At 31.6% G+C, this 25,620-nt stretch carries 24 protein-coding genes; 16 read left to right on the forward strand and 8 right to left on the reverse strand.

Annotated features, from left to right (window positions below; all coding sequences use genetic code 11):
* Positions 1 to 3: 3 nt before the first annotated feature.
* The 8 genes from LG45_RS07370 to LG45_RS07405 are packed head-to-tail and all read left to right on the forward strand — an operon-like array spanning position 4 to position 9,023.
* Positions 4 to 747 (forward strand): class I SAM-dependent methyltransferase, encoded by a 744-nt coding sequence (locus tag LG45_RS07370; RefSeq protein ID WP_035125781.1) that lies wholly within the window; start codon positions 4 to 6, stop codon positions 745 to 747.
* A gap of 5 nt (positions 748 to 752) precedes the next feature.
* Complete coding sequence (locus LG45_RS07375) at positions 753 to 1,757, forward strand: glycosyltransferase family 2 protein (RefSeq protein ID WP_255318230.1); 1,005 nt, start codon at positions 753 to 755, stop codon at positions 1,755 to 1,757.
* On the forward strand, positions 1,757 to 3,049 hold the full coding sequence (locus LG45_RS07380) for a glycosyltransferase family 39 protein (RefSeq protein WP_035125785.1): 1,293 nt from the start codon (positions 1,757 to 1,759) through the stop codon (positions 3,047 to 3,049). Before LG45_RS07375 ends, LG45_RS07380 begins: the two co-directional genes overlap by 1 nt.
* Positions 3,050 to 3,057: 8 nt before the next feature.
* A complete protein-coding gene (locus tag LG45_RS07385) occupies positions 3,058 to 4,176 on the forward strand; it encodes a glycosyltransferase family 4 protein (RefSeq protein WP_035125787.1) in 1,119 nt (372 codons plus the stop codon).
* Positions 4,173 to 5,237, forward strand: coding sequence for a glycosyltransferase (locus LG45_RS07390; protein WP_035125789.1), 1,065 nt, complete (start codon positions 4,173 to 4,175; stop codon positions 5,235 to 5,237). The genes LG45_RS07385 and LG45_RS07390 overlap by 4 nt, the downstream gene beginning before the upstream one ends.
* A 10-nt stretch (positions 5,238 to 5,247) precedes the next feature.
* A complete protein-coding gene (locus tag LG45_RS07395; protein WP_035125790.1) occupies positions 5,248 to 6,597 on the forward strand; it encodes an O-antigen ligase family protein in 1,350 nt (449 codons plus the stop codon).
* The gene (locus tag LG45_RS07400; protein WP_035125792.1) at positions 6,569 to 7,579 is read left to right on the forward strand and encodes a glycosyltransferase family 4 protein; all 1,011 of its coding nucleotides are present in this window, start codon (positions 6,569 to 6,571) and stop codon (positions 7,577 to 7,579) included. The genes LG45_RS07395 and LG45_RS07400 overlap by 29 nt, the downstream gene beginning before the upstream one ends.
* Positions 7,580 to 7,628: 49 nt before the next feature.
* Positions 7,629 to 9,023, forward strand: coding sequence for a sugar transferase (locus tag LG45_RS07405; RefSeq protein WP_035125794.1), 1,395 nt, complete (start codon positions 7,629 to 7,631; stop codon positions 9,021 to 9,023).
* 113 nt (positions 9,024 to 9,136) lie between these two features.
* Here the strand turns inward: LG45_RS07405 and LG45_RS07410 are convergent, their stop codons facing one another.
* The gene (locus LG45_RS07410; protein WP_035125795.1) at positions 9,137 to 10,249 is read right to left on the reverse strand and encodes a lipoprotein N-acyltransferase Lnb domain-containing protein; all 1,113 of its coding nucleotides are present in this window, start codon (positions 10,247 to 10,249) and stop codon (positions 9,137 to 9,139) included.
* A 10-nt stretch (positions 10,250 to 10,259) separates the two neighbouring features.
* Positions 10,260 to 11,327 (reverse strand): putative type IX sorting system protein PorV2, encoded by a 1,068-nt coding sequence (locus tag LG45_RS07415; protein ID WP_444979490.1) that lies wholly within the window; start codon positions 11,325 to 11,327, stop codon positions 10,260 to 10,262.
* 144 nt (positions 11,328 to 11,471) lie between these two features.
* Here LG45_RS07415 and LG45_RS07420 point away from each other — a divergent pair, with 144 nt between their 5' ends.
* Together LG45_RS07420 and LG45_RS07425 are read left to right on the forward strand one after the other, a co-directional pair.
* Positions 11,472 to 12,203, forward strand: coding sequence for a CDP-alcohol phosphatidyltransferase family protein (locus LG45_RS07420; RefSeq protein WP_089046917.1), 732 nt, complete (start codon positions 11,472 to 11,474; stop codon positions 12,201 to 12,203).
* Between the two features lie 98 nt (positions 12,204 to 12,301).
* Positions 12,302 to 13,144, forward strand: a complete 843-nt coding sequence (locus tag LG45_RS07425; RefSeq protein ID WP_035125797.1) for a glycoside hydrolase family 25 protein — start codon at positions 12,302 to 12,304, stop codon at positions 13,142 to 13,144.
* Here LG45_RS07425 and LG45_RS07430 read toward each other — a convergent pair whose 3' ends face one another.
* From LG45_RS07430 to LG45_RS07450, 5 genes are all read right to left on the reverse strand, one after another.
* Positions 13,145 to 13,375, reverse strand: a complete 231-nt coding sequence (locus LG45_RS07430) for a DUF5808 domain-containing protein (protein ID WP_035125798.1) — start codon at positions 13,373 to 13,375, stop codon at positions 13,145 to 13,147.
* Between the two features lie 3 nt (positions 13,376 to 13,378).
* A complete protein-coding gene (lptB, locus tag LG45_RS07435; RefSeq protein ID WP_035125800.1) occupies positions 13,379 to 14,146 on the reverse strand; it encodes an LPS export ABC transporter ATP-binding protein in 768 nt (255 codons plus the stop codon).
* 146 nt (positions 14,147 to 14,292) lie between these two features.
* The gene (locus tag LG45_RS07440; protein WP_035125801.1) at positions 14,293 to 14,640 is read right to left on the reverse strand and encodes a carboxymuconolactone decarboxylase family protein; all 348 of its coding nucleotides are present in this window, start codon (positions 14,638 to 14,640) and stop codon (positions 14,293 to 14,295) included.
* Positions 14,624 to 15,445 (reverse strand): twin-arginine translocase subunit TatC, encoded by an 822-nt coding sequence (gene tatC / locus LG45_RS07445; protein WP_035125803.1) that lies wholly within the window; start codon positions 15,443 to 15,445, stop codon positions 14,624 to 14,626. The genes LG45_RS07440 and tatC overlap by 17 nt, the downstream gene beginning before the upstream one ends.
* Positions 15,445 to 16,410: a KpsF/GutQ family sugar-phosphate isomerase gene (locus LG45_RS07450; RefSeq protein ID WP_035125804.1), complete on the reverse strand. Its 966-nt coding sequence runs from the start codon at positions 16,408 to 16,410 to the stop codon at positions 15,445 to 15,447. The genes tatC and LG45_RS07450 overlap by 1 nt, the downstream gene beginning before the upstream one ends.
* Positions 16,411 to 16,496: 86 nt before the next feature.
* Here LG45_RS07450 and recQ point away from each other — a divergent pair, with 86 nt between their 5' ends.
* Entirely contained in the window at positions 16,497 to 18,692 is a 2,196-nt protein-coding gene (gene recQ, locus LG45_RS07455; protein WP_035125806.1) for a DNA helicase RecQ, read from the forward strand.
* A gap of 77 nt (positions 18,693 to 18,769) precedes the next feature.
* Here recQ and LG45_RS07460 read toward each other — a convergent pair whose 3' ends face one another.
* Positions 18,770 to 19,009: a hypothetical protein gene (locus tag LG45_RS07460; protein ID WP_035125808.1), complete on the reverse strand. Its 240-nt coding sequence runs from the start codon at positions 19,007 to 19,009 to the stop codon at positions 18,770 to 18,772.
* A gap of 69 nt (positions 19,010 to 19,078) precedes the next feature.
* On the opposite strand from LG45_RS07460, the gene LG45_RS07465 reads away from it, so the two are divergent.
* From LG45_RS07465 to LG45_RS07485, 5 genes are all read left to right on the forward strand, one after another.
* The gene (locus LG45_RS07465; RefSeq protein ID WP_035125809.1) at positions 19,079 to 20,641 is read left to right on the forward strand and encodes an NAD(P)/FAD-dependent oxidoreductase; all 1,563 of its coding nucleotides are present in this window, start codon (positions 19,079 to 19,081) and stop codon (positions 20,639 to 20,641) included.
* Positions 20,642 to 20,705: 64 nt separating this feature from the next.
* Positions 20,706 to 21,770 carry a hypothetical protein gene (locus LG45_RS07470; RefSeq protein WP_035125812.1) on the forward strand — a complete coding sequence of 355 codons (1,065 nt, stop codon included), beginning with the start codon at positions 20,706 to 20,708 and terminating at the stop codon, positions 21,768 to 21,770.
* An 82-nt stretch (positions 21,771 to 21,852) separates the two neighbouring features.
* Positions 21,853 to 22,380 carry an RNA polymerase sigma factor gene (locus LG45_RS07475; protein ID WP_035125813.1) on the forward strand — a complete coding sequence of 176 codons (528 nt, stop codon included), beginning with the start codon at positions 21,853 to 21,855 and terminating at the stop codon, positions 22,378 to 22,380.
* A gap of 23 nt (positions 22,381 to 22,403) precedes the next feature.
* Positions 22,404 to 23,306: a FecR family protein gene (locus LG45_RS07480; protein ID WP_035125814.1), complete on the forward strand. Its 903-nt coding sequence runs from the start codon at positions 22,404 to 22,406 to the stop codon at positions 23,304 to 23,306.
* The gene (locus tag LG45_RS07485) at positions 23,303 to 25,597 is read left to right on the forward strand and encodes a TonB-dependent receptor plug domain-containing protein (RefSeq protein ID WP_081932055.1); all 2,295 of its coding nucleotides are present in this window, start codon (positions 23,303 to 23,305) and stop codon (positions 25,595 to 25,597) included. The genes LG45_RS07480 and LG45_RS07485 overlap by 4 nt, the downstream gene beginning before the upstream one ends.
* The last annotated feature ends 23 nt before the right edge of the window (positions 25,598 to 25,620 follow it).

A 25,620-nucleotide genomic window follows, 5' to 3' on the forward strand; every position in this document is an offset into this window, starting at 1 on the left:
AAAATGAAAATTGAGAATAAAGACTTTTGGGAAAAACAAGATATTATTGCAACTCAAGAAGTGCTTGTTAAGGCAACTAATTTTGAAGTTTTTATGTTTGAAAACGCTAGAGATCGATATCACAATGAAGGCGAAATTAAATCGGTTAAGATTTTTGGTTGCGGTACTGGAAGAGAAATTGAGTCTATTGCAGAATTTTTTTCACCTACTAAAATCGTTGCCTCAGATATTTCAGAAAACATGATTGCTAAGTGTAAAGAAAATCTGAAACAATGGAAGATTGATGGTATTACAGAAACTGTTGTTGGAGATGCCAAAGAGTACAATAAAGTAAATAATGCCTTTGATTTAGTAACTATTTTAAATAGTATGCTGACCTATGTCCCAAATAGAAATGATCGTCTTAAAATATTTGAGAATTCGTTTCAAATTTTAAAACCCAAAGCTACTATTATTGGAACAGTACACAACCAAGTAGGAAGTCCGGCAAAGACTTTATATTTCAAATTAAGAAGCTTATTTTCGTTTATTTTGGGTGATAAAGTAGGAAACAGAACAACAGGTTTTAATGGATTTAAAGTTCCAGGATATTATTACAATAAAAGAGGATTAATAAGGGACTTGTTAACCGCAGGTTTTAAAAATGTAGAAGTGTATTCGTTGGAAGATTACCATGCTTTAGATGACCAGTTTTATAATAGGAAAAAAGGATACAACAACCTTATTTTTGTAGCAACTAAACCTTAATAAAAGTGTCACATTCAACTAAATTTTCTTTAATAATTTGCACCTATATGCGTGCAAAGGCATTATTGAATTTATTGAATTCTATAAGGAATCAATCCGTTTATCCTGATGAAATTATCATTGTTGACGGATCTACAAATGACAAAACACAAGAAATTTTAGAGAAGAATAATTTTGTAAATCTTATTTACTATAAAGTTGATGAACAAAATCGCGGATTAACCAAACAACGTAATTTTGGAATTTCAAAAGTTGGTAGTGCATCAGAACTAGTTTGTTTTCTGGATGATGACACTATTTTAGAACAGGATTATTTTGAAAAGATTATTACTACGTTTATAGAAAAGCCAGATGCAATAGGTGTGGGCGGTGTCGCAATTAATGAGAATAAATGGAAAATTAATTCTCAAAACATTACTAAAAGCGATAAATTTTATATTTTAGAAAATTATTATATAAAAGAATCCTCCAGAAATTATTTAAGAAATTTGCTTGGTTTAGGATCTAATAAAATGCCTGGAGTAATGCCTGAGTTTTCTCATGGAAAAACGTGTTCCTATCCACTAAACCAAAAAACATATCCTGTCGATTTACTCGTTGGTATGGCAATGAATTTTAGAAAATCACTTTTTGATAAAATTACTTTCTCTACTTATTTTGAAGGTTATGGATTGTATGAAGATGCTGACTTTTCATTAAGAGCCTTAAAATTTGGTCAAAATTACATCAATACTTCCGCCAAATTAAGTCATTATCATGACAGCTCAGGACGACCAAATAAATATAATTATGGGAAAATGGTTCTTAGAAATGGCTGGTACGTATGGAGAATTAAGTACCCAAATCCAACTTTTAACAATAGAGTAAAATGGAATGCAATAGCTTTGCTACTAATCATTATTCGTTTTTCTAATACTTTTACAACAACACGTAAAAAAGAAGCCTTTACTGAAAGTGTGGGTAGAATAGTTGGTTGGTTCAGCTTACTCTACAATAAACCTTCGTTATAATGGATAAAATAATTAAATCTCAGTCTTTTATTGCATTCAATAAAAAAGCAGTTTCTTTCTTTGCAATTGCTTTTTTAGTTGTTAATCTAATTTTGCAGTTTCAGTTTTTTAAGTATTTCTTTTTAAATCCTTATAAAAATGGAGATGAGACAGGATATGTCTATTTAGTTACTAATTTGAAAACTTTTGATTTGTCGAATATCTCAAGTTTAAACGCCCAACCATTTGCTTTTGTCTGTTTTTTTTTCAATCAAATTTTTGATAATCCTAAATTTACAATTCGATTCGTTAGTCTACTAGCTTCACTTCTTTGTTTTGTTTTTGTTTTTAATTATTATAAAAAAAACAAATTCTGTTCATTAATTGGAGTTAATAAATTCTTGAATAATTTAGTTTTATTTAGTCTATTTTTCGGCATCTTTTTTATTGCATCAACTCATTTTGTTGGTTCATCAGATGGGTTTTCAGTAGCTTTTGCTGTCCCAGGATTTATTTTATTAACAGAGAATTTATTAAATAACAAGAGGCACCATTTTCTAGTTATTGGCTTATTGTTTGCCCTTTCTTTTACTTCAAGGCCAACTTTTATATTTGTTTTAGTTGCTTATTTGCTAAGTTTTATTCTATTTTTTCCGAAACAAATTTTTTCAAAAAAACTTATTTTTGCGGGTTTGTCATTTATTTTATTTACGTCTATTATTAATTTTAGTCCACTAATTAATACCGGGAAAATTGTTTTAGATGTAAAAGAAATTCCTGAAGAATTAGGAACTTCATGGTTTGAAATGAATTATCTAATGGCCAAAAAATGGGATGCCGGTGAAATCCCTAATACGCAATGGTTGTCCGCTTATGATGTAATAGCGTTTAAGAAGCAAAATCCCAACTTTATATTTCCTAAAAATCATTTAGATATTTTGAGAAATGATACAGGTTTATTTTTTCGTCAGATGGCTAGAATGTTTACTTTAGCTATGTATTCTTCGTTTAGATACATGTATTTTTTATTTCCTTTTTTACTGTTTTATGCATTTTTAAAAGAAAAAGGAACTAACCGTTTAGATGTAAGAAAAGTATATTTTACAGTAAGCTTTTATTTTATTTCTTTACTATTATTTATGATTTATGCATTTAAATTGATGGAATTCAGATGGATGAACATTTTGCTGGTCTTTTATACTTTTTATGCTATTGATTTTTCCAAAGGGATTTCAAATGAAAAAAGAATAGTTTTATTTAATAGTGTATTTGTAGTTGGAATTTCATTTTTTATTTTGAGAATATTAAAATAATTATTATCATGACTTTTTGCATCATAACTCACGTACTTCACACAAAATCCAATGGAGATTATTTTGGATATGCGCCGTATATTGATGAAATGAATATATGGTTAAAATATGTTGATAAAGTAGTAATTGTAGCGCCATTAAAGAATTTTGAAAATACAGCAATTCATCAAAAATACAAACATCAAAATATTGAATTTATAGTCGTTCCCGATTTTTCACTAACCAGTTTTGGAGCAATTTGTAAGACAATTCTAAACCTTCCTAAAATTCTTTTCTTGATTTTTAAAGCAATGAACAAGAGTGATCATCTTCATTTGCGTTGCCCTGGAAATATGGGATTGTTAGGAAGTTTAGTTCAAATTTTATTTCCAAAGAAGAAAAAAACGGCAAAATATGCTGGTAATTGGGATGCAAAATCTAAACAACCCTTTACCTACAGACTGCAAAAATACATTTTGAGTAGTACTTTTTTAACGAAGAATATGCAAGTCTTGGTTTATGGAACTTGGGAAAAACAAACAGGCAATATAAAGTCGTTTTTTACTGCTACTTATTTGGAATCCGATAAGGTTTTTGTTGATTCAAAAAGTTTAAATGATAGGATACACTTTGTTTTTGTTGGTTCGTTAACAGCTGGAAAGCAACCCATTGAGGTCGTTAAAATTGTTGAAAAGTTGAAATCATTAGACTATAATGTTGTATTATCTATTTATGGTGAAGGAGCAGAAAAGCAAAATTTAGAAGACTATATTGTTTCAAATAATTTATCGGAGGTTGTGTTTTTAGAGGGAAATGTAACTAAGGAAGCCATGAAAAAGGTTTATCAAAAAAGTCATTTTTTAATTCTTAATTCTAAAAGTGAAGGCTGGCCTAAAGTGGTTGCCGAGGCGATGTTTTGGGGTTGTTTACCGATTGCATCGCAAGTTTCTTGTATTCCTACCATGTTAGATTATGGAAATCGTGGTGTTTTGCTTACTAACTCTTTTGAGAATGATAGTATTGCTATTGAAATGCTCCTTAAAAATCAAACATTGTACGATTTAAAAATAAAAGAAGCCATAAATTGGTCTCGTAACTTTACAATTGATAAATTTGATAGCGAAATAAAGAAATTAGTTACTTCATGAGAATTCTTCAAATTATAGATTCGTTAGACATTGGCGGTGCCGAAAAAATGGCGATTAATTATGCTAATAGTCTTGCTAAATCTATTGAATTTTCTGGTTTGGTTGCCACTAGAAAAGAAGGGAATTTAAAAAATCAAATTAATGAAAAAGTCAACTATTTATTTCTCAATAGAAAAAGTACCATTGATTTTAAAGCCATTCTTAGGTTAAAAAAGTATTGCAAATCCAATAAAATCGATTATTTACAAGCCCATAGTAGCTCGTTTTTTACTGCTTTTTTAGTAAAATTACTTTATCCTAAACTTAATATTATTTGGCACGATCACAATGGGTTAAGTGAGTTTTTGAGCACTAGAAAATCGGTTGCATTAAAAATTGCATCCTATTTTTTTAAAGGAATTGTGGTGGTGAATTATCAGTTAAAAAATTGGGCAGAGCGAACATTGAATTGTAAAAATATTATTTATTTAGCCAATTTTACAATACTTAATCAGCATGAGCAAAAAGAAACTTTTTTAAAAGGCATTGATGGCAAACGAATTTTATGTGTAGCCAATTTACGTTTTCAGAAGAATCATTTTTTGTTGCTAGAGGTGGCGGAACAACTCAAAGAGTCGCATCCCGATTGGACGTTTCATTTAGTAGGTAAAGATTTTAACGATGATTATTCTGCCAAATTAAAAAGTGAGATTAATACGAAAAATTTATCTGATACTGTTTTTGTTTATGGTTCAAAATCCGATACTCAGAATTGTATTAATCAATCGGAAATAGCTATTTTAACATCACAATCAGAAGGTTTGCCTGTAGCGCTTTTGGAATATGGATTGAATAGCAAACCGGTTGTTTCTACAGAAGTTGGTGAAATTCCATTAATAATAACCAATGGAGTCAATGGATTTGTTGTTCCAAAATTTGATGCCAGCGTCTTTTGTTTATCTTTGATAAATTTGATTGAAGATGAGGCATTGCGAATAAAATTTGGCCAAGAACTTTACAAAACAATAGTTGCCAATAATTCGGAGCAAGCCGTAATTACAAACTATATAAACTGGTTGTAAGATATTTAGTATGCAGAATAAGGAAAAAAACTACCTTTTTTTAATTCTAATTCACCTTTTATTGGGTGTCCTGATTTATATTGCACCATTTGTTTCCAAGATTTATGGTTACGGTATTTTATTTGGAGGAATTTACTTTGTTGTGAAAACTCGAAACAAAAACAATGAAGTACTTCTTGCCGCCGCGTATATTGTTGGAAGTGAGGTGTTTTTGAGGATGACGGATGGAAACCCTAATCATGAGTTTTCCAAATATGGAGTAATGTTATTTCTTACAATGGGAATGTACTACAGTGGTTTTTCTAAAAATGCTGCACCTTATTGGATTTTTCTACTGTTGTTAGTTCCAGGAATTGTAATTGGCACACAAACGCTTAATTTAACAACATTAGACATTAGAAAAACCATCCTTTTTAATATATCGGGTCCTATTTGTTTGGGCTTTGCCTCCTTATATTGTTACAATAGAAAAATTAAAATTGAAGAGGTAAATAATCTTTTACTTGTGATGGGTTTACCAATTATTAGTTGTGCAATGTACCTCACTTTATTTACACCTGATTTAAAGGAAGCATTGGATGGTACAGGATCTAATGGATTGACCTCTGGTGGTTTTGGCCCCAATCAGGTATCCACTGCTCTTGGTTTGGGTATGTTTATTTTCTTCTCTAGAATTATACTTGCCTCTAGAACAAAACTGTTTTTTGCCATCAATTTGTTTTTAGTTCTTAATATTACTTACAGAGGATTGATCACTTTCTCACGTGGAGGAATGATTACCGGATTTGTAATGATAATTATTCTACTCGTTTATCTATATAAAATATCAAAATACCGTGGTAAAGTAAAATTGAATTATTTAGTGGTATTTATCACTGTTACTATGAGTCTAATTTGGGTTTATACTGAAAGTCAAACTGGCGGTTTGATAGGTAAAAGATATAATAACCAAGATGCTTTAGGTAGAACTAAAGAAAGTAGATTTACAGGTAGAGAAGAAATCGCTGCTACTGAAATTAATGCATTTTTAAAAAATCCATTTTTTGGAATTGGCGTTGCTAAAGGAACAGAATATCGATTGGAGGAAACAGGTGATGTGGTAGCCTCTCATAATGAATTGACTAGAATGTTAGGAGAACATGGATCCTTAGGTGTAGCAATGTTATTAATATTATTTTTTACACCAATTTTCTTGTATTTAGACAACAAGCAAAATATTTATCTATTTTGTTTTTTACTTTTCTGGTTATTAACCATAAATCATGCAGCGATGCGAACTGCTGCGCCCTCATTTGTTTATGCCTTATCACTTTTAAAAGTTAGATTTGAAGATGAAACACCTTCTGTACATAGGGAATAAACTTGCCGTTCATGGTAATACAGCAACTTCAATTGAAACTTTAGGGAGTTTTTTGGAGTTGGAAGGTTATCATTTGACGTATGCATCGTCCAAGAAAAATAAAATTGCTAGGCTTTTAGACATGGTTTTTGTGACCATTCAATCGTCAAAGAAAGTAGATTATGTTTTAATAGACGTTTATAGTACGCAGAATTTTTGGTATGCGTTACTTATAAGTCAGTTGTGTAGGATTCTGAATTTGAAGTATATTGCAAAATTGCATGGAGGTGCTTTGCCCAATAGATTAAAGCTAAGTCCATTGTTGTGCGATTTAATTTTTAAAAATGCCTATAAAATTACGGCGCCTTCTAAGTATTTACTGGAAGTATTTCAATTAAAATATTCCTCCAATTTAATTTACATTCCAAATACCTTAGAAATTGCAAAATATGAATTTTTAAATAGAGAAATTCAACATCCTAAATTATTATGGGTGCGTTCTTTTTCTAAAATCTATAATCCTAAAATGGCCATTACAGTTTTTTCTGAATTAAAAAAAGAATTTCCAAACGCTGAGCTTTGTATGGTTGGACCAGATAAAGAAAATCTCATTGAAGAATGTAAGGCATACGCTACTAGTTTAAATGTAGCTGTTACTTTTTCAGGTAAATTATCTAAAGAGGAATGGATTACTTTGTCTAAAAATTATACTGTTTTTATCAATACAACTCATTTTGACAATACTCCGGTAAGTGTTATCGAAGCAATGGCTTTAGGTTTGCCGGTTGTTTCTACCAATGTGGGCGGAATTCCTTTTCTTTTAGAAGCTAATAAAAATGCTTTGCTGGTTAATGATAACGATGTTGAAGCCATGGTAGATGCCATTAAATTGTTAGTGACTGATGTTAATTTGGCTTCAACTATTATACAAAATGCTAGAGATTATGTGGAAGAATTCGATTGGGAAAAAGTGAAATATAATTGGTTTGAAATCCTTACTTGATTTGAATAATTCAACCCAGATTTACTAACTTGCAGCTTTTAAAATAAAGATGAACAGCAATAAAAAAATACATTTTGAAGTATCCGAAAGAAAAATTCTTCTTAAGGGTTTTGATATTATTTTTGTTTTAGTTGCCTTATACTGCGTTAGTTCCGTATTTGATTTTAAATATTTCACGTTTTCTACCACCAATTTTTATTGGACTATCGTTTTAGCGTTTTACCTTCATGTATTTGGTTCTGTTTTTGAAATGTATAACTTACAAACATCAAGCAATCAGTTTCAAATTATAAAAAGCATTATATTAACGAGTTCTACTACTGTTCTAGTTTACCTGCTTACTCCATTATACACGCCAGTTTTGCCTTCTAATCGATTGCAAATTATATTTTTCTTCTTGGCAATCTTTATGGCTTTGTTGCTTTGGAGGATTTTTTATGTGAAGTTTTTAGCATCGCATCGATTTTATAAAAATGCCATCTTGGTGTGCGATAAAGAGCAACTTCAAGAATTAATATCCGGACTTCAAAATGCCGATCCACATTATAAAATTATTGGATTTGTGAATTCTGATGGTGAAGATTCTTTCGATATAAATCTAGATGGAACCGTAAATATTAAAGCAGACGAATTAGAATTTTATGTTAGAAACAATTCCATTTCAGAAATCGTAATTGCCTCTCAAAAAACCGAAGGAATTACAGTGAATTTATACAACCAATTAATTCATCTTCTAGAAAACGGAATAACCATTAAAGAATACACTCAAGTATATGAGAATTTAACGCAACGTATTCCTGTTCAATATGTTTCAAGAGATTTTTATAGGTATTTTCCATTTAGTCGTAGCAATCAAAATCAACTTTATCTATTAATTACAAGACTAATCGAAATTGTTTTTTCACTAATCGGATTACTAATTGGCTTGTTTGTATTACCACTAATTTTAATCGGAAATTTTATTGGAAACCGTGGCAACTTATTTTACATTCAAGAGCGAGTAGGCAAGAATGGGAAAGTATTTAAGATATTCAAATACCGCACTATGGTTAAAAATGCCGAAGCCAATGGTGCTGTTTTTACCACATTAAATGATCACCGAATAACACCTTTCGGGAAATTTATGCGTAAAACTAGATTGGATGAATTCCCACAATTTATCAATATCCTAAAAGGCGATATGGGTATTATTGGTCCGAGACCAGAACGACCATTTTTTGTACAAGAAATAGCGACAGTCATGCCGTTTTATGAAACACGTCACATAATTAAACCTGGGTTAACCGGTTGGGCACAAGTTAATTATGCCTATGGAGATTCTATAGAAGACAGTCTTGTAAAGCTTCAATATGATTTGTATTACATCAAGCACAGAAGTATTTTTCTCGATATTAACATCACTATAAAAACCTTTAGTACAGTACTTTTTTACAGAGGTCAGTAGATTTTTTTAAAACGAATGGCTAGTGAATTCTTGGTTTCCATTTTCCTGCTGTCCATTCTATCTTTTTCTTTAAGAACAATAAAGAAAAAGGATGCCATTCCCATCAGGGTTAATTAGTCAAATTTTTGGACTTTCTTGTAATCTCTCAAAAACCTCAGTAATAAAAATCCGTGAGCAAACATAAACGGAAGCATCAGAACAAAATGGGGTTTGCCAATCATAACTCCAAAGTAAATTAGCAACATTACTGTGCTTATTAGAATTAAATTTTTAAACCATTTTCCACTCAAAAAAGGCAAAATCAAAAACAACGGATTAAATAGTAACGCATTGTAATTCCACAAAAGTTCTTTGTGCAATGAATACAATCCTACCAAACAAAAGAATAATCCAAGCAAACCTATTATAAAAATATACGTAAAAGTCACTACGCGTTTGTTTACCAAAACAATTATTAATAGGAGTAAAGCAATAAAATAAATACTATTCACGAAAGAAAAACCCGATTCAAGCGGACTTCCTTTTACAATAACTTCCGTTTTAGTAACCAACGGCTTTCCATTTACAGCTGCTTTGTCAAGACTGTGCATTAACTCCACAGGAAGAAATAATTTCTCAGCTTTGCTATCTGTTTTTGCTCCAAAGATACTATTGATTCCGAGTTTGTAATAAAAGTGATTTTCAAAAAATGGATACAACAATGTTCTGTAAGAAATCGTTTTATCATCCACTTTCTTGATTAAATCGGTTCCAATGGTTTCATTGACCTTGTCAACCACCATTGTGGTACAATTCTTATCGATAAACTTGTAAGTATAATTGCGTTCTTCAGAGAATAAAGAAGCATTTAGTTTTTCGAATAATTCTTGCTTTTTTACTCGCGATAAATTCAATGTTTGCTCTACAACTTCTCTGTTCTCGTTGTAATATTCTACAATAAAATCTTCATACGAAGTCGCATTTATAAAATATTGTAAATCGCCTTTTACAAATTTTAAATAGAAATTGGGTGCTCTAAAATCGAATGCTCCATAATTGTAAACAACGTCTAGATTGTTGGTTTCATCTTTAATTCTAATAGCGGTATGACCGAAAGTGGTGTATAATTCATTTCCTCGTCCGCAAGTAAAAATACTAACCGCTGCATTTTCTGAAAGTGGCGGATTTTGAGCAAAACTTAAAAATTGGAAAAATAAAAACAGAAGACAAAGTAGTAGTTTTTTCATCAGAAGAATTTTATCTAAAAATACTCAAATCCACTTTAACCGAAAAAATATTAGAATACAAAGCCGCACTTTGATCTCCTAAATCGGTCAATGAATAATCAATTTGAATACCTTTATACTTGAAACCAATACCAATATTGGGCTGAAAACCTATTTTTTTAGAATTATCAATTTGCGTAACATTTTGAAAATTTCCAACTCCAGCTCTAAGAAAAACTAAGTTGGTATAGCCATATTCAAATCCGATTGCTGGATCAATACTCACAACATCAGTAGATATAATATCATTAGTTTTTGCAAACTGCATGTTCAAATTTGCAGCAGCAAGCAATGATGTTTCATTATGAAATTCAAATAATTTTGACATTCCGAGTTGTGCTTTTGGCAAAGTAATCTCAGTACTTTCTGGCAGTTCTTGATTTTCACCGGGAATAGCATCTTTAATTTTATTGTATTCGTCTTCGTCAATAGCCCAAATATTGTAGGTAGTTGTAATATCGCGAAGCATCAAACCATATTTCCAATTATTGCGTTCGAATTGTAATCCGAAATCAAAACCAAAACCCCAAGAATTAGCAAAGTCACCAATCACACGACGAATAACTTTGGCATTTACACCATATTGAAATCCGGGAACTTGTAGTTTTCTTGCGTATGAAAAAGTCAAACCATAATCGGCTGTAGAAAATAAACTAATTCGGTTATAATCAATATTTCCTTCGTTATCAATAAGTTGGGTTGTATTTAAGATGTCATCGACACCAAATCTTATTAGAGAAATTCCCCAAGCACTTCGGTCGTCAATTGGTTTTGCATAAGCTATGTAATCGTATTGAGCAATATTGGCAAAATAACTAGCGTGCATTAATGCCACTTGTCCGTCTTCAAGATTTATTAATCCAGCCGGATTCCAATAAACCGAGTTTACATCACTAGAGTTGGCAACCACAGCATTAGACATTCCCAACGCAGCAGCATCAACACCAATATTCATAAACTCATTAGAATACTTTCTAACTGCTTGACTATAAGCAACTGAGTATCCTAAAAAGAGGATTAAAAATAGAATTTTTTTCAAAGCAAATATTTTTTCAAAAATAGAAATTTTTATTGAGCTATCACGATTTACAATTCATAATAATTTCTCAACAAAATCTCTATTTACAAACGTACTTATGTATAAACTTATTGTATTACATTTGTCATTACAAAAAATAAAAGCATGAACATTAAAAAACACATTCCCAACTTAATTACCTTAATCAATCTTTTTTGCGGTTGTATTGCTGTGGTTTTTGCCTTTAATCAAAACGTTGAGATGGCTTTCTTCTTCGTTGCTTTAGGTATCTTTTTTGATTTTTTTGATGGATTTTTCGCGCGTTTATTTAATGTTACAAGTCCGCTAGGATTGCAATTGGATTCTTTGGCAGATATGGTTACAAGCGGTGTCGTACCCGGAACCATTATGTTTTTTATGCTTACCAATGCTTTGAATATCGATATATCGAATTTTGAAATCACTAATATAAACTTTTGGTTTGCCCTAAGTGGTTACCTAATTACTTTGGGTTCTTGTTTTAGATTAGCAAATTTCAACATCGATACACGTCAAACCGATTCTTTTATTGGTTTACCAACGCCAGCTAACGCACTTTTTATATTGAGTTTGCCTTTAATTTTGAAAAATACCGATTCGTTAATAATCTTAGGATTGTTAACCGATAAATGGTTTTTGTTGGTAGTAACACTTTTTAGTGCTTACATCCTGAATGCCGAAATACCGCTTTTTGCTTTAAAAATTAAGAATTTTAGTTTTCAGAAATACAAACTTCAAATTGGTTTTGTAGTATTTTCAATTATTATTATTGCTATGTTGCAGTTTCTTGCTATTCCGTTAATTATAATTAGTTATGTTTTATTATCGGTTGTAAATAATATGTTGGCGAAAAAATAGTTATTAAGTATTCAGTGTTCAGTGTTAAGTATTACGGTTTTTTACAATGTGATAACGTTTGGATTTTGGAATTTTAAACTTTGGAATTTCACTTATTTATGACAAAAACTACTACCCGAAAACCACCAGTTCGTAAAAAAACTACCAAGAAAAAGAAGTCTTTTTTTTCTACAAAATTTGTAATTATTAGTGTTTTGCTTCTAGGATTTTTCTTTGGAGTTTATCATTATCGCAATGCTATTTTGTATTATTTTAGTTTCAAATCAGATAAAGTTCTGAAGGCAGATAAAGTAGCGCAAGCTAGAATTTTCCAAATATTAGAAGATCACAAAAATCTAACTTTTGGATTAGATGTATCACAGTATCAAGGCGATATTAATTGGAAAGAAGTAGATTCTGTTGAAAATAAATTTCCCTTGCATTTTGTTTTAATTCGGGCAACTGCTGGTGATGACAAAGAAGATACCCAATTTGATGCCAATTGGAAAGGAGCAAAGGAGCATAATTTCATTCGTGGTGCCTATCATTATTATCGTCCCAATGAAAACTCCATTGATCAAGCCAATAATTTTATAAAAACCGTAAAACTTAGAAAAGGCGATTTGCCACCAGTTTTAGATATTGAGCAACTTCCTAAAAACCAATCTATTGATAGTTTGAAAGTGGGTTTAAAGCGTTGGCTAAAAAAAGTCGATGCACATTATAAGGTAAAACCTATAATTTATACAGGCGAACGCTATTATGAAGATTTTTTAAAAGAAGAATTTGAAGGCTATACTTTTTGGGTTGCCAACTACAATTTTTTTGAAGAAAACATTAAAGACGATTGGCTATTTTGGCAATTTACAGAAAAAGCGGTAATTAAAGGAATCAATCATAATGTGGACTTGAACATCTACAACGGAACTCCAAAAATGCTGGAATATTTGACTATCAATTAATTACTTTTTAGTCATAAGAATTATAAAAACTACAAATCCGAAAAAGCACAACATTCCAACAAAAAATAAGTAGGATTTTGGGTGCGCGAAATTTAGTGTTGCACCAAGATTTGGGTTCTTTTTATCAACAAACAATCGCTTGTCTTCTTTATTGTAATAGCATAAGTTCCACTTCCAATTATTTGGATCGTTGTGCCATTTTTCGAGAGTTTCTTTGCTTGGCGATTCCATGATTTATAAGTCTAAATCTACTTTCGGAGCGTTGAAATCGATTTTCGTTTTACGAAGTTCAAAATTCTGACCCAAATAAACTCTTCTTACCATTTCGTCTTCCACTAATTCTTCTGGTTTTCCAGCTTTTAGAATTCCACCTTCAAACATTAAGTAGGTTTTGTCGGTTATGGCCAAAGTTTCTTGAACGTTGTGATCGGTAATTAAGATTCCGATGTTTTTGTTTTTTAGTTGGGCAACAATTCGCTGAATATCTTCAACCGCAACTGGGTCAACTCCGGCAAACGGTTCGTCTAGTAAAATAAATTTTGGATCGGTTGCCAGCGCACGAGCAATTTCGGTTCTTCTACGTTCACCACCAGAAAGCAAGTCGCCACGATTGGTTCTGATGTGTTCCAATCCGAATTCGTGTATTAAACTTTCCATTTTTGCAACTTGCTCTTCTTTAGATAATTTGGTTAGTTGCAATACACTTAAAATGTTATCTTCGATACTCAATTTTCTAAAAACGGAAGCTTCTTGAGCCAAATATCCAATTCCGTTTTGAGCACGTTTGTACATTGGATAATCGGTAATATTCATGTCATCAAGAAAAATATTTCCCGAATTTGGCTTCACCAATCCTACAATCATATAGAAAGAAGTAGTTTTTCCGGCACCATTTGGTCCGAGTAATCCAACGATTTCTCCTTGATTTACTTCCACAGAAATGCCTTTTACAACGCTTCTTCCTTTGTAGGTTTTAACTAAATTTTCGGCTCTTAATTTCATTTTTTAGTTTATGAGTTTAGAAGTTTATGAGTTTAAAAGTATCGTATCGAATGAATACAATCACAAATAAACAAATAATCGTTTTATCTACTTAATAATTAACAATAATTTAGTTGCAAAGATTGGAAACTTCAAGCTTCCAACTACTAACTTCCGGCTTCCAATTCTTCCCAAAACTCGTAAGCTCTACGCAAATGCGGAATCACAATTGTACCTCCAACAAGCGTTGCAATTCCCATAGCTTCCATCATTTCTTCTTTGGTAACGCCTTCTTTGAATGATGTTTCCAAATGGTATTTCACGCAATCATCACATCGTAAGACAGTTGATGCTACTAATCCTAAAAGTTCTTTGGTTTTTACATCAAGTGCACCTTCGGCATATGCATTAGTATCTAAATTGAAAATTCGTTTTACAATTTTATTATTATCAGCTAATAATTTTTCGTTCATTTTAGAACGGTATTCGTTGAATTCTTTAACTTGCTGGCTCATTTTTTAATTTGTTTTTTACTACAACAGCCGATATAAAAATACTGGCTTCGTAAATTAATAACATTGGAATAGATACTGTAATCTGACTTACAACATCTGGTGGAGTTATGATTGCGGCTACAATTAGCACAATTACAATGGTGTATTTTCTGTTGTTTCTTAAAAATGTTGGTGTTACTAATCCTAATTTGGTAAGAAAATAAATGATAATTGGTAATTCGAAAAACAATCCGCTGGCAATAACCGACGTTTTTACCATACTGATATAGGATTCTGCTGTAAACGTATTTTCAACAATATCACTAATTTTGAAAGTAGCTAAAAAGTTAACCGACATTGGTACGATTACAAAATACCCAAAGGCAACTCCCATAAAGAATAAAATCGATGCCACAAAGATAAAAACAGTCGCATTTTTCTTTTCTTTTTCGTACAAAGCTGGACTGATAAATTTCCAGAATTGCCATAAAATATAAGGAAAAGCCATTATGAAACCTGCCATGATACATATCCAGACAAATATATTTACTTGTCCTTCCATTTGTGTGTTTATTATCTTAAAAGGAAGTTCGGTGACACAAATGTTATCGGCAAATCCTAAATAATTGGACGCATCACAAAAAAATCTGTAAGTGATAAAATCGGTTTTTGTTGGACCGAAAATCAATACGTCGAAAATATAATCTGCAAAAAAATAGGCAACTATTCCCATTACCAAAATTCCTGCAGAGCAACGCACTAAAACCCATCTCAATTCTTCAAGATGGTCTAAAAATGACATCTCTTTTATTGTTTTTTCAGTCATTATACTATTCCTTCTTTTAAAATATCATGCAAATGAATTACGCCTTTGTATTCGCCATTATCTACAACAACCAATTGTGTTATCGAAAAATCTTCAAGAATATTAAGTGCATCAACAACCATATCGGTTGATTTTATCGTTTTTGGATGAACCGTCATAATATCTTTGGCTATCAAACCAGTAATAGTTTCGGTTTTATTTAGCATTCTTCTAATGTCACCATCGGTTATAATTCCGACTACTTTATCATTTTCAATAACTGCTGCAACTCCAAGTCGTTTTTCAGAAATTTCAACAATAACATTTTTAATGCTAGAATCTGGATTGACGAACGGTTTTCTTGTTGTATCGAGCATGTCTTGAACGCGCAACAATAATTTTTTACCCAATGCGCCACCAGGATGGTATTTTGCAAAATCTTCGGGTTTAAAATCGCGCATTTCCATTAGGCAAACTGCAATGGCATCACCCATAACTAATTGCGCTGTTGTGCTATTAGTTGGAGCTAAATTATTAGGGCAAGCTTCACTTTCAACATAAGTATTCAAAGTGTAATGTGCTTCTTTGCCTAAAAATGAAGTTGTATTTCCAGTAATGGCAATTAATTTATTTCCGAATCGTTTCAATAACGGAACCAAAACTTTAATTTCTGGACTGTTTCCGCTTTTAGAAATGCAAATCACAGCATCGCCGTCTTGAACCATACCTAAATCGCCATGAATTGCCTCAGAGGCATGTAAAAACATGGATGGCGTTCCTGTAGAATTTAAAGTAGCTACAATTTTTTGAGCGATAATAGCGCTTTTTCCAATTCCGGTTACAATTAATCTTCCTTTAGAATTGTATATTTCTTGAACTGCATTTACAAACACATCATCAATAAAATCGGTCAGTTTTGCAATTGATTGACTTTCAGATACTATCGTTTTTTTTGCTGCAGTTATTATATTTTCTCTTGTTATCAAAATTGTTTTGTTATAAAATTTGTGTGAATAAAAGAAAGTTGTATATTTATGGTTGCAAATTTATGTAAAAATACCATTAAGTCAGAATGAATTCAAACGAAATTGACATACACAAAGAATTAAAAAAATATTTTGGCTTTAGCCAATTCAAAGGTTTACAGGAACGTGTTATAAAAAGTATTTTAGCAAAAGAAAATACTTTTGTGATTATGCCAACAGGTGGCGGAAAATCATTGTGTTACCAATTACCTTCATTAGTTCAGGAAGGAACAGCTATTGTTGTTTCTCCGTTAATTGCATTGATGAAAAATCAAGTTGATGCTATTAGAAGTGTTTCCACAAATGATGGAATTGCTCACGTATTAAATTCGTCTTTAACAAAAACTGAAATAAATCAGGTTAAAAAAGACATCGTTTCTGGAATTACCAAACTTTTATATGTTGCACCAGAATCATTAACCAAAGAAGAATATGTCGAGTTTCTTCAAAGCGTTAAAATATCTTTTGTTGCTATCGATGAAGCGCATTGTATATCAGAATGGGGACACGATTTTAGACCAGAATACAGAAATTTAAAAAATATAATTAAACAACTTGGCGATGTGCCAGTTATTGGACTAACTGCAACGGCAACGCCAAAAGTTCAGGAAGATATTCTGAAAAATCTAGATATGTCTGATGCAACTACTTACAAAGCATCATTCAATCGACCAAATTTATTTTACGAAGTACGTACCAAAACCAAAAATATTGAAGCCGATATTATTCGTTTTATCAAACAAAATAAAGGCAAATCGGGAATTATTTATTGCTTAAGTCGAAAAAAAGTAGAAGAAATTGCTCAGGTTTTACAAGTAAACGGAATTAGCGCTGTTCCTTATCATGCTGGTTTAGATGCCAAAACGCGAGCCAAACATCAAGACATGTTTCTTATGGAAGATGTTGATGTTGTTGTAGCGACAATTGCATTCGGAATGGGAATTGATAAACCAGACGTTCGTTTTGTAATTCACCATGATATTCCAAAATCATTAGAAAGTTATTATCAAGAAACTGGTCGCGCTGGTCGTGATGGTGGCGAAGGACATTGTTTAGCTTACTATTCGTATAAAGACGTAGAAAAGTTAGAAAAATTCATGTCGGGTAAACCAGTTGCCGAACAAGAAATTGGATACGCACTTTTGCAAGAAGTAGTTGCTTATGCAGAAACTTCCATGTCGCGTCGTAAATTTTTACTACATTATTTTGGTGAAGAATTCGATAGCGAAACCGGTGAAGGTGCCGATATGGATGATAACGTTCGTAATCCAAAAGCCAAAGTCGAAGCTAAAGATAATGTCATTAAATTACTTCAAGTTGTTCGTGATACCAAATATTTATACAAGTCCAAAGAAATTGTTTTTACTTTGATTGGAAGAGTGAATGCAACGATAAAAGCACACCGAACCGATGCACAAAGTTTCTTCGGATGCGGAAAAGACCAAGAAGAACGTTATTGGATGGCGTTAATTCGTCAGGTTTTAGTTGATGGAATGCTTACAAAAGATATTGAAACTTACGGAATTTTAAAAGTTTCTGATAAAGGACACTATTATATTAAAAATCCAACATCTTTCATGATGTCTGAAGATCATGAATACAATGAAGCCGAAGATGATGCAATAGTTACAGCAGCAAAATCATCTGGAACTGCCGATGAAGCTTTGATGGCAATGTTACGTGATTTGCGTAAAAAAGTAGCCAAAAAACTTAGCGTTCCGCCATTTGTTGTGTTTCAAGATCCATCATTAGAAGATATGGCTTTGAAATATCCAATAACTATGGATGAATTAATAAATATTCATGGTGTAGGTGAAGGAAAAGCTAAAAAATATGGAAAAGAATTTGTTGAATTAATCAATAGATATGTAGAAGACAACGATATTATTCGTCCCGATGATTTGGTTGTAAAATCTACTGGAGCCAATTCTGCCAATAAATTGTACATCATTCAAAATATTGATAGAAAATTATCATTAGAAGATATTGCCAAAGCTAAAGGTATGAATATGGATGCTTTACTGAAAGAAATGGAGCAAATTGTCTATGCCGGAACCAAATTAAACATAAGCTATTGGATTAATGAAATGCTCGATGAAGACCAACAAGAAGAAATTCACGACTATTTCATGGATTCTCAAACCGATAAAATTGAAGATGCTTTAAAAGAATTTGATGGCGATTACGACATTGAAGAACTTAGATTAATGCGAATAAAGTTTATCTCAGAAGTAGCTAACTAAAGTAAAATTCCAATTTTTTAAATTCCAAATTCCAAATTCCAATAGATATAGTGTTGGAATTTGGATTTTTTTTGAATCTAAACAGTGTAAAGTTCACCTCGATGTGGCTTCAACGCGTCACGAACCTGAATCATATTTTCGTCGGTAACTACCATAAAGGCTATTGCGTACATTTCGTTATACACTTCAAATCCAGTAATTTCTATTGTTAATTTCTCTATTGCGATGTATTCTTTTAAATGAATTTCATGATGTTGCGCAGTTTTCTCAGATGCTGGTCCACGAAAATCCCAAATAAGTTTTATTTTTCTTGACATATATTTTTTGTTCTACGGCAAAATTACAATAACAATTTTCAAATTACTATTTTTGTCAAAAATCTAATTATGCCTCGCGAAATTCAAACTCAAGTTGCACCCGAAGTTGCTCACAACGAATCATTGCTTAATGAACATGTTGCCAAGCTATTCAATACTTCTGTAAAGGAAATTCAAAAGGTTATTGTGCTAAAACGTTCGATTGATGCACGTCAAAAAGCTATAAAATTTAATATTAAAGCGGATGTTTTTTTTGCTGGAGAAGAATTTGTAGCTCAAAAAATAGCACTTCCAAATTATAAAGATGTTTCCAATGCACAAGAAGTAATTGTAATTGGCGCTGGTCCAGCCGGATTATTCGCTGCTTTACAATTGATAGAATTGGGTTTGAAACCAATAGTTATTGAGCGTGGAAAAGATGTTCGTGGTCGTCGTCGCGATTTAAAAGCCATCAATGTTGATCATATAGTAAATGAAGATTCTAACTATTGTTTTGGTGAAGGTGGAGCAGGAACGTATTCTGATGGAAAACTATACACGCGTTCTAAAAAACGTGGTGATGTAGATAGAATTCTAAAACTATTAGTTGCTTTTGGAGCTTCCGATGATATATTGGTTGAAGCACATCCGCACATTGGAACCAATAAACTACCTCAAATTATTCAAGATATTCGTGAGAAAATTATCGAATTTGGCGGACAAGTTTTATTTGAAACTCGCGTCACCGATTTTATTGTAAAAAGTAATGAAATTCAAGGAGTTGTGCTGCAAAATGGCGATATAATTTCTGCTAATAAAGTTATTCTTGCTACAGGACATTCGGCGCGTGATATTTTTGAATTATTAGATAAAAAGAAAATTTTTATTGAAGCAAAACCATTTGCGTTAGGCGTTCGAGCAGAACATCCGCAGGAATTAATTGATAAAATTCAGTATTCTTGTGATTTTCGAGGTGACTATTTACCGCCATCGCCATATTCTATTGTAAAACAAGTAAATGGTCGTGGCATGTATTCGTTTTGTATGTGTCCGGGTGGCGTAATTGCTCCTTGTGCTACAAGTAATGGTGAAGTTGTAACTAACGGTTGGTCGCCTTCTAAACGTGATCAAAGTACTGCTAATTCTGGAATTGTAGTCGAATTAAAACTAGAAGATTTTAAACCCTTTGCAAAATTTGGTGCTTTAGCCGGAATGGAATTTCAAAAATCAATCGAGCAAAAAGCGTGGCATTTGGCAGGACAAACTCAGAAAGTTCCAGCCCAACGAATGGTAGATTTTACCAAAAATAAAGTTTCCTCAGATATTCCAAAGACTTCTTATGTTCCTGGAACAACATCGGTAGAAATGGGACAAGTTTTTCCGGGTTTTCTTACTCAAATTATGAGAGAAGGATTTAATGAATTTGGCAAAACTATGCGCGGTTATTTAACCAACGATGCCATTCTTCATGCACCAGAAAGTAGAACTTCATCGCCAGTTAGAATTCCAAGAGATAATGAAACCTTAGAACATGTTCAAATAAAAGGTTTGTATCCTTGTGGAGAAGGCGCAGGTTATGCAGGTGGAATTATTTCGGCAGCAATTGATGGAGAAAAATGTGCTTTGAAAATTGCCGAAGTTTTAAAAATTTAAAAATAAAGTAGGGTGATTGATTTTTGAGTTGTCTTAGCTTTAAACACTAAAAATATAAATTATTATGAAAAAATTAAAAATCCTATTTTTGTTTACAGCTATTTCTTTAGCCACTTTGAACTCTTGTACCGATAACGATTCTGTTCAAAATGAAGTAGAAACTAAAAAAAGTTTTTCTTTAAGAACTACTTTGAATGAATTAAAAAAAGCCAACAATATTTCAGGAAAAAATACTGCAACTACACCAGCAGATCCATTTTGCTTTGAATTTATTTTCCCTTTAAATTTATCATACAACAATGGTACAGTAGTTTCTGTTTCTTCAATAAATGGAATTTTAGATTTATTAGTTAATGAAACTGCAACACTGTATATTGAGGGAATTGAATTTCCTTTTCAGGTGAATGTAGCTACAGCCGATTCTGCAAATCCATTAACAATTAATAATGAAGCCGATTTCGAGGCTCTAATTGAAAGTTGTGGATTCGAGAATTACGAAGACTATGTTGCCACAGGAATATGTTATGATTTTGTTTATCCCTATTCGATTGTGAATCAAGCTGGTGATACGATTGTTATTAACAGTGAAGCAGAATTATTTGCTGAAGTTAGTACAACAACAGGAAATGATATCTATGATTTAGTGTTTCCAATATCGGTGACTTATCAAGGACAAACGGTTGTTTTAAATACTGTTTATGATTTGGTTGATATGGATAATAATTGTGTAACGTCAACAGATCCATGTGATTGCGATTTAATTTATGCGCCAGTTTGTGTTGCGACAACAACTGGAATCGTTGAATTTCCAAATGCTTGTATAGCAGAATGTGAAGGATTTACTACTGCCGATTTTGTTAATTGCACTTCTTCACCTGGTCCTGGATTTGATGGACTTGGTACTTGTTTTACAATTCAATATCCAGTTCAAGTTCAATATCAAGGAGCATTGGTTACTGTAAATGATGATAATGAATTATTTAGTTATGCTAATACAACTACAGGAGAATTACCTATTAATTATCCAATAACAATTATTTCATTTGCAACTCCTACAACTCCAAGTCAAACGTATACTATTTCAAGCGAAGCTGCTTTAATAGATATTACAGCAACAATTTGTAATTAATTTTTTTAAATAAAGTTGGGTTAATTGAATTTCATTGCCATCTAATTTGAAAAAGAAATTAGGTGGTAATGATTTTAAAAATATGGATACATCAAATACAATATCTACTTCTTGTTTATGTTCTAATGCAGTTTTTAAATCGATTTTCGAATCGAATTATAAACTAATTAGAAACTATTTGATATACAAATATAAAGATGTTGATCGAGCTGAAGATGTAGCCCAAAATGCCTTTGTAATTCTGTGGGAAAATTGTTCAAATTTGAAGCCAGAGCAAGCCAAAAGTTTTCTTTTTACAACAGCAATTCGACTTTCGCTCAATGAAATTAAGCATGATAAAGTGGTTTCTAATTTTGAATTATTTTCTAATAAAAATGAATTAAATTCAGAATCACCTGAGTTTTTATTAGAAGAAACCGAGTTAAAAAAGCAACTTGAACTAGCCATAAATCAATTGCCAGAAAAACAGAGAGTAGTATTTTTAATGAATCGATTTGATAATCAATCTTACACCGAAATTGCTTTGTCATTAGGATTGTCTGTTAAAGCAATTGAAAAAAGAATGCATTTGGCGTTACTAACTTTAAGAAAAGTGATGAAAAGCATCTAATTACACTTTTTAAAAATTACAAAATGGAACATAATAACGATACATTTCTATCCGATTGGTTGGCTGATAAAATTTCAGACGATCAATTAAAGCAGTTGGTTTCTAATGAGGATTTTGTTGCTTTTCAAAAGCTGAAAAACGCTCTTAGTAATTATACTGTTTCTAAACCTGACATGGAACAAAGTTTTGCCAAAATCCAACATAAAATTGAAAGTAAAAAGACGAAAAAGCAACCCAAGATTCTTCATTTGTGGAAATATGTAACTGTTGCTGCCAGTTTGCTTTTGTTTTTTGGATTGTATCAAACGTTTTATTTTTCAAATAAGGTCGCAACCGATTTTGGTTCGACGGAATCAATTACTTTAAATGACAATTCGAAAGTTACTTTAAATGCCAAATCGGAATTGTCTTATCCTAATTTTTTTCTTTGGAATCGTTCCTTGAAATTGGAAGGCGAAGCTTTTTTTGAAGTGCAAAAAGGAAGCAAATTTACAGTAGAAACATCTCTTGGTAAAATAACCGTTTTGGGTACAAAATTTAATGCAACAAGTTTCGATGATTTTTTTGAAGTGGTTTGTTATGAAGGTAAAGTTAAAGTAGAAAATAAGGATAAAACTACTATTTTAACCCAAGGAGAAACGGTTAGAGTATATCAAAATTCGTATAGCAATCATCCTCAAAAAAATGCTCAGAAGCCAGAATGGATTTTGGGAGAATCGTCTTTTAAAAATGTTCCAATTCGTTATGTTTTAGATAAATTTGAAATGCAGTTTAATATCAAAGTTGACTATCCTAAAACTATAGAAAACATTAAATTTACAGGAAGTTTTAGTAATAAAAATATGGATACTGCCATTAAAACAATATGTATTCCATTGCATTTAAAGTACGTAATTAATAAACAAACCATCTCGTTATCTGAATGAAAAAACTACTCCTTTTTTTATTCATGAATCTTTTTCTTCAAAATTTATGGGCGCAAAAAATTGAGAAACATCAATTTTCCTATTCTTCCGAAGCATTAGATAAAGTGGTACTTGACGTTGAAAATAAATTCAGTGTCAAGTATTCTTATGTTGACGAAATTCTAAATGATAAAACGATATCATTAGTAAAAAAGAAGTATTCTTTAGACGAAATTAATTTAGAAATTGAAAAACAAACGCACTTAAAAATTGTAAAAATTGATAATAGATTTTACTCTTTAGTTAAAAATGAAGAAGAAAATAGTGAAAAAATCACTTACCTCGATGTTATTTTAATTGAAGGTTTTCTCGCTAAAGGAATCAATAAAACTAACGAAAAATACATCATCTATCCTCAAAAAGTAGAAACGCTTCCGGGCGTAACTGATGCTGATGTTTTATTGTCTTTGCAACAACTTCCAGGTGTAAAAAGTCCGAACGAAACTGCTACAGGTTTGCATGTTCGTGGTGGTACTTCCGACCAGAATTTGGTGCTTTGGGACGGAATTAGATTGTATCATCCAGGACATTTATTTGGAATGATTTCTGGCATTAATCCTGCTATTTCACAATCGGTTAATTTTTACAATAAAGCTGTTAATCCCAAATTTGGGGAACGAATTTCAAGTATAATCGATATAAAATCATCTGATAAAATTGTTGGCCAATTGGAAGGAAATGCTGGCTTGAATGCACTAAATGCTGACCTAGATATAAAAGCACCTTTGTTAAAAGAGAAGTTAGGTATTCAAGTAGCGGTAAGAAAATCAGTAACAGAATGGTTTCAATCGCCTACTTTTAGACAATTAGAAGACAAAGTTTTCCAGAATACCGTTTTTAATAATTTTGATGATCAAAATAAATTTCAGTTTCAAGATTTCTCTACCAAATTGAATTTTAAACCTACTGAAAATGCATCGATTTCTTTGTCTGGAATTTATATCGATAATGATTTGAAATACACAAATAAAACCAAAGATAGTTCGACAGATAATCAGCAAATGAATATTTCCAACTATGGTTTTAGCATTAATTGGAGTCAAAAATATTCTTCTAGATTCCATCAGAAAGTACTGCTTTTTTATTCAAATTATGATTTTGATTACGAAAAAAAAGAACAATTTTCTCCATCAGAATTTGAAGCCTATAAAAAGGTAAATAGAATAACAGATTCGGGTTTAGAAGCTAATTTTAATTATCTTTTTAATTCTAAATTTACTCTTGATTTTGGTTATCAGTTGTTTGGTAATGATGTGTCGCATTTATTCAATACATTCAATCAAGATTTGGGCGTTGTTTTGAGTTTGAAACAAGTTTATACCATCAACCATGTTGGTTATTCCTATTTAAAATTTGATGCTAAAAATTGGAGCCTGTATTCGGGTTTTCGATTGAGTAAATTCAGTACTAATGGCACTGTTTTTGAACCAAGAGTTTTAGTTCAAAAAAGATTTTCCGAACATTTTATTTGGCAAATTTCTTATGAAAGGAGAAGTCAGATTTTAAGCCAAGTTCGTGAGAACACGATTAATGATTTGAGTTTAGAAAATTATGTTTGGGCATTGTCAGACAATTCTAGTTATCCGATTCAAAAAGCTAATCATTTTGCTACAGGAATCATTTTAAAAAAGGACAATTGGCTATTGGATTTAGATATTTATCGTAAACAAATTGATGGAATTACTACATCTACTTTTGGATTTTCGAATCAGAATGTAACTTCAATTTACAAAGGAAACGGATTTACAAATGGTTTAGATTTATTGCTTCAAAAAACCGCTAGAGATTGGAGCGCTTGGATGACTTATACTTTTCAAGATTCACAAAACAGATTTGAAACCATCAATAACTTCAATTATTTTTTGGTAAATTCTAATGTAAAGCATGCGCTGAATTTGTCATTTAATAAAAAATGGAACAAGTATTCGGTAACAGCAGGATGGTTTTTGCATTCGGGAAAACCATACAGTTTATTGGATGAAAATGAACAAGCAACCGACTTAAATGCTAAAACACTTCCGGCTTATCACAGACTTGATGTGTCAGGATTTTATCAGTTTTACAACAAGGATAACAAAAACTTAAAAGTTGGTTTTTCAATCTACAATTGTTACAATAACCGAACAGTAATCAGTAAAGAATTTGAAAGAAAATTTTCTGATTTTGGTGATTTTGCAACTCCGAGATATGCTGTAAAAGATTATTATTCTCTCGGAATTACTCCTAATATTTTTGTTAGAATGAGTTTTTAAATCTTCCTTTATAAATAATTCAT

The sequence above is a fragment of the Flavobacterium aquatile LMG 4008 = ATCC 11947 genome (assembly GCF_000757385.1).
Classification (GTDB): Bacteria; Bacteroidota; Bacteroidia; order Flavobacteriales; family Flavobacteriaceae; genus Flavobacterium; species Flavobacterium aquatile.